We start from the raw sequence: 10,156 nt of genomic DNA, 5'->3' as shown, positions 1-10,156 counted from the left end.
TCTACTGTTTACTTAATTTGCTTTTACAGTTTAACAGATTATGTGTGAAAGCGCAACATTGATTGGTTTTCGCGGACGACGCTCCCCTACGGGAGAGCGCGGGTCTCCAACCAACGTTGAGATGAATGGCTTTGACATGCTGAAACAATTACGTAACGATAATGCCCTGAAACATATAATTGTAATTATCTCATCTGCTTCAGTATCAGATATAGATAGACAAATGAGCATAGATGCAGGAGGTGATGATTTTTTACCCAAACCTGTAAATGCTGAGGAAATATTCTCTCTACTTACTAACCATCTACAAGTGACTTGGAAATATCAAACAATTAAGTCAGTCTCAACTTCTGCTATCATCTTGAGTGATAGTCCCGAAATAGTTGCACCGCCACTAGAGGATTTACAAATTCTATTTGAGTTGGCCCAGGATGGCTTACTGCTCAAGCTAGTAAAAATGGCTGAAAAAATTGGGCAAAAGAGCGATCGCTATCTGCCCTTTACCCAGCAAATTTCACAACTGGCAAAGCAATTTCAAACAGAAAAAATTGAAATATTAATTCAAAAGCACCTTAATTATAAGCAGTATCTAAACTCTCCCAAGCCATGAATAAAGAATTAGCAAAACAAACAGGGATTATTTTAATCGTTGATGATATAATAGCCAATTTAGATATCCTTTCAGAAACACTCAGTACAGTAGGATATGACGTGGCAATTGCCAACAGTGGAAAACGAGCGCTCAAACAACTAGAGCGAAAATTACCAGATTTAATTTTATTAGACATCACAATGCCCGATATGGATGGCTTTGAAATCTGTAAAAAACTCAAATCCAATCATAGGACTTGGAATATCCCTGTAATTTTTATCACAGCTTTATCAGATACAGAAAGCATAATTAAAGGCTTTGAGCTAGGGGCAGTAGATTACATTACCAAGCCATTTCAAGAGCAAGAAGTCCTCGCCAGAGTTAAAACTCATTTGCAGTTAAGAAGTCTGACTCAAAACTTAGAACAAGAAGTTGCCCTAAAGGTCCTTTCATTAGAGCAAGCAAAGCAAAGTGCCGAAACAGCAAACATGGCGAAGAACCAATTTCTCGCCAACATGAGTCATGAACTTCGTACTCCCCTAAACGCAATTCTTGGCATCACAGAGGGGCTGCAAGAAAAGATATTTGGCAGCGTTAATGAGCAACAAATGAAAGCTCTACAAACAATTGAGAGCAGTGGAAACCATCTATTAGAACTCATTAACGACATTCTGGATATTGCCAAAATTGAATCGGGTCAGCTAGAGTTGAACTTTACAATCACTACAGTTTCTTCTCTCTGTCAAGGTAGTCTAGCCTTCATCAAACAACTTGCTGAAAAGAAATGCATTCAACTAGAAATGAAACTGCCCCAAAACCTGCCTGAGTTATTCGTGGATGAACGACGCATCCGCCAAGTCTTAATCAACCTACTCAATAATGCTGTCAAATTTACCCCAGATGGGGGCCGTATTTCCTTAGAAGTCCAGGTCAATCGCCAGCAGTTCAACCCAGAGGCCAATAAATTCCAAAAATTCCTAAGAATTGCTGTTATTGACACTGGCATTGGCATTGCTCCAGAAAACCTCAAAAAACTATTTAAACCTTTTGTCCAAATTGATAGTTCTCTAAATCGCCACTATCAAGGGACAGGTTTAGGGCTTGCCTTAGTGAAACGTATTGTTGAGCATCACGGTGGGCAAGTGGGAGTTACCAGTGAAATAGGGGTTGGTAGTTGCTTCACCATCGACCTTCCTGACACTTTGACAATAGACACCTCCAACGAATTGGAACTGCAGCCTGAAGCTAGCATTGAACTGATTCAGCCTCAACAGCAAATATCGCCATTAATTATGCTGGCAGAAGATAACAAAGTAAATATTAGTACAGTTTCGAGCTATCTGAGAGCTAAAGGCTATCGAATTCTGCTGGCTCAGAATGGAGAGGAAGCAATTACCCTCGCTCAGTCGGAAAACCCCGATCTGATTCTGATGGACATTTCAATGCCAAAGATAGATGGCCTCCAGGCCATAGAGCAGATTCGTTGTATTCCTAACTTGGTCGATGTACCGATAGTGGCACTGACTGCTCTAGCGATGGTGGGCGATCGAGAACGTTGTCTGGCCGCTGGAGCTAATGATTACTTGAGCAAACCTGTTAAACTAAAACAGTTGGCAACCACGATTCAAAAACTTTTAAACACAAAATAAATGAATTTACCGTCTATTTTAGTGATTGATGATGAGCCTAATAATTTTGATGTGATTGAAGCTCTTTTGAGCGACCAAGACTATGAGTTGTATTATGCTGCCAGTGGTGAAGAGGGGATCGCAAATCTAGAAACCTACAACCCAGACCTGATTTTACTTGATGTGATGATGCCGGGAATTGATGGTATTGAAGTTTGTCGGCAAATTAAAGCTATGTCAGCATGGCAAGCTGTTCCCATTATTATGGTAACGGCATTAAGTGCAAAGTCAGATTTAGCAAATTGTCTAAATGCTGGAGCTGACGACTTCATTAGTAAACCTGTTAATGCCATTGAGCTGAGGGCGAGAGTTAGCTCCATGCTACGAATTAAGTACCAGTATGATAACTTGCAAACTATGCTCAAATTACGGGAAGATATGGTAAAAATGGTCGTTCACGATTTACGAAATCCTTTGACTATTATCTTGTTTGGTTTAGAACTTTTGAAAAATCCTAATTATCCTCAAGATAAGCAAAACCTTAAACTAAATCAAGTTTATTCGTCAGCACAAACATTACAAGTATTAATTGATGATTTATTAAAAATGGCTTTACTAGAATCTGGTCAAATTCGTCTCAACCGCACACAGGTAGAACTATGTAGTTTGATCGAGTCTGCTATTTCAAACTTTGAAGCGGTCGCTGAACAAAAAAATCAGTCTCTAGTTAGTCAACTCCCAGAAACTCCCGGTAAAAAAGTTGCTATTGATTTCACTCTGTATCATAGAGTGTTGGATAATCTCATCTCAAATGCTATTAAGTTTTCCCCACATAACAGTAAAATTATCCTGAGTTTGGAATTACTCAAATCTGGAGATTACAGAATTCAGGCGTTCGACAACGGTCCAGGCGTTCCAGAAAAATTACGACAAAAGATTTTTGAGAAATACGAGATTGGAACTATGATGTCTAATGTTTCCCAAATAGGATTGGGTTTAGCCTTTTGCAAAATGGTTGTTGAGGCACATGGAGACCAAATTTGTGTTAGAAGCAACCAACCCCAAGGAGCCATCTTTGAAATCATTCTGAAGTCTAATGAAAAAACAGTAGGCAATTAAGAAGAAAATGAAATATATCCGGTCTCTTTCTCCTCGGTGGAAAATACTTGACATTTTATTTACAGGAAAATGATTGATTACATTCGCAATGGTGCAGAAATTTATCGCAAATCTTTTGCCATGATTCGCTCCGAAGTTAACCTAGAAAGATTTCCTCAGGATTTAGCTCATGTTGCAGTTAGATTGATTCATGCCTGCGGTATGACAAATATTGTAGAAGACTTAGTTGCTTCAGAAGATGCAGTGCAAGTAGGACGTGCCGCATTAATTAATGGTGCGTCAATTCTGTGTGATTCTCAAATGGTAGCTAATGGAATTATCCGTCATCGGTTGCCAGCTAACAATGAAGTTATTTGTACTCTTAATCACCCAGAAGTACCTAAAATGGCTCTACAAATTAACAATACTCGCTCTGCAACAGCGATAGAATTATGGAAACCTCTGAGCAATAATTCTGTTATTGCCATTGGCAATGCACCGACGGCACTGTTTCACTTACTAGAAATGCTGGATGAGGGAATGGCAAAACCTGCTCTAATTTTAGGCTTTCCTGTGGGATTTGTGGGTGCAGCGGAATCAAAAGCTGAACTGGCAGCAAATAGTCGAGGAGTTCCATTTATTACTCTCCATGGAAGACGTGGAGGTAGTGCGATCGCTGCTGCGGCAGTGAATGCTTTAGCAAAGGAGAGCGAGCTATGAGATGGGGGTATGGGGGGATGGGGTGATGGGGTGATTGTGAGATGGTGAGATGGGGTGATGGGGTGATTGTGAGATGGTGAGATGGGGTGATGGGGTGATGGGGTGATGGGGTGATGGGGTGATGGGGTGATGGGGTGATGGGGTGATGGGGTGATGGGGTGATGGGGTGATGTGGTGATGGTGAGATGGGGTGATGGTGAGATGGTGAGATGGGGTGATGGTGAGATGGGGAGATGGGGAGATGGGGAGATCGAGAAATATTTGGTAATGGTTGAAGATGGAACATTTTTTTATACCGAATTAAACGGATTTGATATAAAATATCGCTTTTAACTTTTAACTTTTAACTTTTGACTTTTGACTTTTAACTTTTGACTTTAGTGAATGGGGAGTAGGGGAGATGGAACATTATTATAGCGGTTTTCACAAAGGTAGACTAAAAAGCTTCTGCCTTCTGCCTTCTGCCTTCTGCCCTCTGCCCTCTGCCTTCTGCCTTCTGCCTTCTGCCTTCTGCCTTCTGACTTTAAGCCAAAATCTCTGTATTTTATGTTAATGAAAACTGCTATAAGCGGATTTGATATGACAAAATTAGGACGACTGTATGGATTAGGCATTGGACCTGGCGACCCAGAGTTGCTGACTTTGAAAGCACACCGCATTTTGACTACTGTTCCGGTAATTGCTTACCCTATTTCTGAAAATGGAAAGGCTTTAGCACGGGCGATCGTCTCGGACTTTATTCCTCCCGATCGGATAGAAATTTCTATGTCTTTACCGTTTGATGTGAAGCGATCGTCACAACCTTATTATGATATAGCTGCTGAAAAGATTGCGGAATACCTAAAATTTGGGACAGATGTGGCGGTGTTGTGTGAAGGGGAACCAATGCTTTATGGTTCATTTATGTATCTTTTTCAACGACTTTCTAGACAGTTTCCTACTGAAATTGTACCGGGAATTTCTTCTACAATGGCAAGTGCTGCTATGCTGGGTGTGCCAATTACTTATGGCAATGATGTCTTGAGTATTATACCTGCTACTTTGGATGAAATTACTTTGAGCGATCGCCTTGCTGTTGTTGATGCGGCGGTTATCATTAAATTAGGGAGGCATTTTACCAAAGTCCGTAGGGTTATCGATCGCCTAGGATTATTGCATAGGGCACTTTATATTGAAAGGGCAACTCAATCAAATCAGCGAATTGTTGACATTACTGAGGTTGAACAAGGGGATGTTCCTTATTGGTCTTTGATTTTGATTCCCAGTCAAATGGAGTTAGGGAGTAGGGGACTACTCACCATCTAATTACACCGATGCTACCGGATTTGATATAATATCATGTCCGGATAAGAGCGTGATAGAACTCCGTTCCGCGCTCCGCGACCAAAAAACTTTCTCTTTACTTCTCCTGTTCTTCCTCTTCCTTCTTCTTTCTTCCCTCCTAACTCCTGTAGGGGCGAATGGCCATTCGCCCCTACGACTCCTGACTCCTCATATCATGTCCGTTGATATCGTTTGTTTAAAAGTTAGCGTTAATATCTACAGGAAATTTAAGTTTTTTTCTTGCTTAATAGCCTTCCTGCTTCCTGCCTGTTGCCTTCCGGAGCTGTTGCCTACCTTTGCTATACAATACCGATGCTACCGGACATGATATCAGTCGTTTATTTATAACTGTTCAACCGGACATGATATAACTCCTGACTCCTGATTCCTGACTCCTGATTCCTCTACTGACCTTGTCCAGATAAAATTGAATGGGCAAAAATAGCAGCTTGAGTGCGATCGCGTAAATTTAACCTCCTGAGAATATTAGTGATATGATTTTTGACAGTCTTCTCAGAAATATAGAGAGTTTTAGCTATTTCTCGGTTATTTGCACCAGAAGCAATTAATTTTAAAATTTCTTGTTCTCTTGGTGTTAATTCTTGCCAATTTTGGGGAAGGTTACTAACAGGAACTACCATTTGAGAAATGGCTTTTTTACCTATGCCTGGTCCTAGTTGTGTATAACCTTTAAATACAGCTTTAATTGCCTGACCTAATTCTTCTGAGGGAGTATCTTTTAGTAAATATCCTGCTGCTCCATATCTCAATGCTTGGGTGACATATTGCTCGTCGTCAAATGTAGTTAATATTAATATTTTTACTTCTGGGAAACGCTGACAAATTTCTTTAGTTGCTGCTACTCCATCCATTATTGGCATTCGCACATCCATTAAAACTACGTCTGGTTGTAAACTTTCTACTTGATTTATTGCCATTTCTCCATTTTCGGCTTCTCCTATTATTTGCAAATAATTCTCTAACTTTAATAAAGCTTTTAATCCACGGCGGATTAAATTTTCATCATCGACTAATAATACTTTAATCATAATTTATACCAATTTTATCTAAGGGGATAGGGAGTCGAGAGCAGCTAGAATAGATAAATTTACTTTTGAAGAGAGTATAAGTTTAATACCCTAAATTTCACTCGTGATGTCTACAATTGCTGAGGATTTGTAGAAGAGGAAAGGCAAATTTTTAGTATCCTTATCTACTTTTCTTTTCTTCTTTTCTTCCTTTTTCAACTTTCATCCTGGTGAGGTACATCAACGATCCCCCTAAATCCCCCTTTTTAAGGGGGGAAACCGGAAGTACCCCTTATCAAGGGGGGTTATATAGAATCCGGTTATATAGTATATGTTCATTATTCAATTTCCCCATCTCCCCATCTCCCCATCTCCCCCAACAATACAATTAAGTATTCAACTGGATTTGATATTACTCGTTACTCCTTACTCGTTACTCCTTACTCGTTACTCCTTACTCCTTACTCCTCAGTAATACGATAACTAATTACCCGGATTCTATATTAGGGGGGATCTCTGGCAGTGTACCTCAAATTTATTGAGAAATGCTATATTCAAAGAGACATGATATTAGTTTATACGAATTAAGGGAAACTCAGCAATTATTTTACATCCTGTATTAGGATAGGTAAGAATCTCAAATTTACCTCCTAATGCCAAGGCACGTTCTTGCATTCCCTGCAAACCAAAACCAGTAGTATTTTGGCTTAAATTAAATCCTTTGCCATCATCTTGAATGATTAAATGTAATTTTTTTGTGGTAAAAATATTAATTTCTACGGTGGTTGCCTCGGCATATTTATAAATATTAGTTAATGCTTCTTGAACTATACGATAAACAGCAATTTTTAATTCATTATCAGGAGAATAATTGAGGTTTATATTGCTAGTGGGTAAAATGCCAGTAGATTTATGAAAATCTGCTATTAAAGTAGCGATCGCTGATTCTAATGATTGATTTTCCCACCAGTTAGACCGTAGAGTTGCTACTGACTGACGTACTTCATTTAATGCTTTTGAGCCTAGTTGTTTAGCATCTGCTAAAAATTCTATTGATTCTTGTGGTTCGGATTTTCTCAGTTTCCAAGCTGCTTCTAAACTAACATTTAAAACTGTTAAATAATGCCCTAGGGAATCGTGAATTTCTCTGGCAATCCGATTTCGTTCTTCTAGAGCAGCAATATTTTCTATTTTCAGGGCATATTGTCTTAGCTTTTCATTGGCAATTGCTAATTGTTCTCTACTTTTTCGTTCTGACATTATTGCTTTTACTAATAATTGCAAGAAAACTATTACTAATCCAAATAAAATTATTGAACTTAATAGAACTAAGATAAATCTTTCTCTAGCAAATAATGGTAATCTTGTGAGCTTATGTAATCTTTGAATTTGGATAAATGTGTATAAAGAAAAAACAAATATATTAATAATTAAATTTTGTTTTCTTTCAAATATAAAACAATCTCGAATCACCAAAATTATACATAATATTGGAGATAGACGCAAATTACTCAGGAATGACATTAAAATAATTAAACCAATTTCGACAGCAGTATAAATAATTTTATTTGAGCGGGATTTATTGATAGGTAAAAATAGTCCCATCAGGCTAAATACTAACAGTAAAAAAAGATTTATCGAGAGTGAATTAGAAACTTCTGTTGTGTGAATATCTCGTATTCTCCGCCGACCACCATAGAGGGGGAATTTTAAAGTTTCACTCATGGCAATAATAATCAGCAAAATCCATTCTAAACAGAGTAAAAAACGGATTGGGTGTTTAGTTATTTTGGGGAAAATATTCATAATTTAATTTAGTTATATAGCATTTCTCATAATGAAATTATAGTCACTCTAAATATTTTGTAAAAAATCAAAAAAATAGACAGAAGATTTGAAATTATTATCCGAGTTATTTTGTTCTATTTTTCCCTGTTTGCCAGAGATTTTAATACAAATGTGCCGAAGGCTTCTATAGCAATAATATTGGGAAGATGTCGAAGATAAGGAATTTTATTAAAACCCTAAAATCAGTAAAGTTCGGGACACATTGAATTATAGCAGTCGCAGGAAAAGTTAGGAAATATCAAAAGCTTAAAACTCCAACAACGTAATATTTTCCTTCTTCCTTCTTTCTTCTTTCTTCTTCCTTCTGCATTTTAGGACTAAAGTCCTAGATGAAATTAGGACTTTCAGCTCTGGTTGTTTTCGAGCGATCGCCTATAGGATTAAGATAGTAAACACCTCATACATGGAGTTGTAAATAAATCTAATGAAACGTCAATCTTTCTCTCTATTATTATTTGGCATCGTTGCCACTATTCTATTTGCTAATCCTTTAAAAGTTGATGCCCATCCTAAAAATTTGAATCTGAGTCCTGAACAAAAAACTCAGTGGGAGGAAATTCGAGCGCAAAGCAAAGCTCAAATGCAAAATATTCTGACTCCCGAACAGCAGCAGCAGCTCCAAACTTTAACTTCACAAGGTCAACGTCCACGCAGAGCAATGAAACAGTTAAATCTCTCTGAAGAACAAAAAACTCAGATGCGGGAAATTATGCAGTCATCCCGCGAGCAAATGGCGGATATTTTAACTGAAGAGCAACGAGAGCAGTTTCGTCAACAGATGCAAATGCGGGGACGGAGGAGTCAGGAGTGAGGGAGTAGGGGAGTAGGGGAGTAGGGAAGTAGAGGAGTAGGGGAGTGGGGGAGTGGGGGAGTGGGAGAGTAGAATACCCACCCCTAACTTTTCCCAGGAGGGGAATGTGGGGAGATAGGAGCATTTTTCGGGGTTGATGAATTAGGGTATGATTTTAGAACAGAGCGGTCCTATGGAATGGCTAAAAAAAAGGAAAGCAAAATACTTCCGATGTTCAAGCAGAGGTAATTCTAAATTCTTGAATGTCTAATGTCAAAAACAGCACAATTTGAAATTCTCGGTTCTCAACAGTTTATTCAATGGTTGAATATAGAGAAAGTAAGTTTAGTATTTACTACTTATCAATCTAATCGACTAATACTAACCCGTCATCTAAAGTAGTGGGAGCAAATGAGAAGATCATTTCTACTACTGCTAATGGTGCCAGATAAGTATTTGCAACAGATGTTGATGGTGATGGGGATGTGGATATTCTCAGTGCTTCATTTGGAGACGACAAAATCGCCCTGTACCTCAACGATGGCAGCAATAACTTCACAGAACAGACCATTTCTACTAATGCTAATGGTGCCACTTCAGTATTTGCAGCAGATGTGGATGGAGATGGGGATGTGGATGTTCTCAGTGCTTCCTTATTTAGAATTCAGAATTCTAAATTCTAAATTCTAAATTCTAAATTCTAAATTCTAAATTCTAAATTCTAAATTCTAGTGAATCCTTTTTTCATAACCGGCCCACTCTTTCTCCCGCAACAAATATTTCTGAACCTTACCCGTAGCAGTCTTTGGCAACTCTATAAACTCAACCGCTTTCGGAATCTTAAAAACCGCTAAATGCTGACGACAAAAATCAATAATTTCCTGCGCCTTCACATTAACATCAGACTTGAGAGTAACAAAAGCTTTCGGCACTTCACCCCGTTTCGCATCTGGAATAGCTATCACCGCAACTTCTAAAACTGCCGGATGTTTATAAATAACCCTCTCCACCTCAATAGTCGAAATATTCGTGCCACTACTAATAATAATATCCTTAGCGCGATCGCGTAATTCCATATAACCATCAGGATACATCACGGCCAAATCTCCACTATGAAACCAACCACCCC

Annotated in this window: 10 protein-coding genes and 2 pseudogenes; 9 read left to right on the top strand and 3 right to left on the bottom strand. The window is 38.6% G+C overall.

Features of this window, described 5'->3' with window-relative positions; translation table 11 throughout:
- The first annotated feature begins 40 nt into the window (after positions 1-40).
- The 6 genes from F6K23_RS32155 (at position 41) to cobI (ending at position 5,343) form a co-directional block, all read left to right on the top strand.
- Complete coding sequence (locus F6K23_RS32155) at positions 41-610, top strand: response regulator (protein WP_293163715.1); 570 nt, start codon at positions 41-43, stop codon at positions 608-610.
- Complete coding sequence (locus F6K23_RS32150; protein WP_293163713.1) at positions 607-2,241, top strand: response regulator; 1,635 nt, start codon at positions 607-609, stop codon at positions 2,239-2,241. Before F6K23_RS32155 ends, F6K23_RS32150 begins: the two co-directional genes overlap by 4 nt.
- On the top strand, positions 2,242-3,339 hold the full coding sequence (locus tag F6K23_RS32145) for a hybrid sensor histidine kinase/response regulator (RefSeq protein WP_293163711.1): 1,098 nt from the start codon (positions 2,242-2,244) through the stop codon (positions 3,337-3,339).
- Positions 3,340-3,408: 69 nt separating this feature from the next.
- Entirely contained in the window at positions 3,409-4,038 is a 630-nt protein-coding gene (locus F6K23_RS32140) for a precorrin-8X methylmutase (RefSeq protein ID WP_293163708.1), read from the top strand.
- Between the two features lie 177 nt (positions 4,039-4,215).
- Positions 4,216-4,371, top strand: a complete 156-nt coding sequence (locus F6K23_RS32135) for a hypothetical protein (protein ID WP_293163705.1) — start codon at positions 4,216-4,218, stop codon at positions 4,369-4,371.
- Positions 4,372-4,617: 246 nt separating this feature from the next.
- Positions 4,618-5,343 carry a precorrin-2 C(20)-methyltransferase gene (gene cobI, locus F6K23_RS32130; protein WP_293163702.1) on the top strand — a complete coding sequence of 242 codons (726 nt, stop codon included), beginning with the start codon at positions 4,618-4,620 and terminating at the stop codon, positions 5,341-5,343.
- 422 nt (positions 5,344-5,765) lie between these two features.
- Here cobI and F6K23_RS32125 read toward each other — a convergent pair whose 3' ends face one another.
- Positions 5,766-6,410 carry a response regulator transcription factor gene (locus tag F6K23_RS32125; RefSeq protein WP_293163699.1) on the bottom strand — a complete coding sequence of 215 codons (645 nt, stop codon included), beginning with the start codon at positions 6,408-6,410 and terminating at the stop codon, positions 5,766-5,768.
- A 549-nt stretch (positions 6,411-6,959) separates the two neighbouring features.
- Positions 6,960-8,114 carry a sensor histidine kinase gene (locus F6K23_RS32120; RefSeq protein ID WP_293163696.1) on the bottom strand — a complete coding sequence of 385 codons (1,155 nt, stop codon included), beginning with the start codon at positions 8,112-8,114 and terminating at the stop codon, positions 6,960-6,962.
- A gap of 547 nt (positions 8,115-8,661) precedes the next feature.
- Here F6K23_RS32120 and F6K23_RS32115 point away from each other — a divergent pair.
- The 3 genes and pseudogenes from F6K23_RS32115 to F6K23_RS32105 all read left to right on the top strand — a co-directional run.
- On the top strand, positions 8,662-9,048 hold the full coding sequence (locus F6K23_RS32115) for a Spy/CpxP family protein refolding chaperone (protein ID WP_293163693.1): 387 nt from the start codon (positions 8,662-8,664) through the stop codon (positions 9,046-9,048).
- Positions 9,049-9,297: 249 nt separating this feature from the next.
- The gene (locus tag F6K23_RS32110; RefSeq protein WP_293163690.1) at positions 9,298-9,429 is read left to right on the top strand and encodes a hypothetical protein; all 132 of its coding nucleotides are present in this window, start codon (positions 9,298-9,300) and stop codon (positions 9,427-9,429) included.
- Positions 9,430-9,503: 74 nt separating this feature from the next.
- Positions 9,504-9,710 (top strand): annotated as a pseudogene (locus F6K23_RS32105) (FG-GAP-like repeat-containing protein); the annotation flags it as partial.
- A 45-nt stretch (positions 9,711-9,755) separates the two neighbouring features.
- On the opposite strand, the pseudogene F6K23_RS32100 reads toward F6K23_RS32105, so the two are convergent.
- Positions 9,756-10,156 (bottom strand): annotated as a pseudogene (locus F6K23_RS32100) (AMP-binding protein); the annotation flags it as partial.

Origin of the sequence: Okeania sp. SIO2C9, from assembly GCF_010672455.1 — a bacterium.
GTDB lineage: Bacteria > Cyanobacteriota > Cyanobacteriia > Cyanobacteriales > Microcoleaceae > Okeania.
The sequence above is the reverse complement of the archived record's forward strand: the minus strand, read 5'-3'. Positions and strand labels throughout refer to the sequence as shown.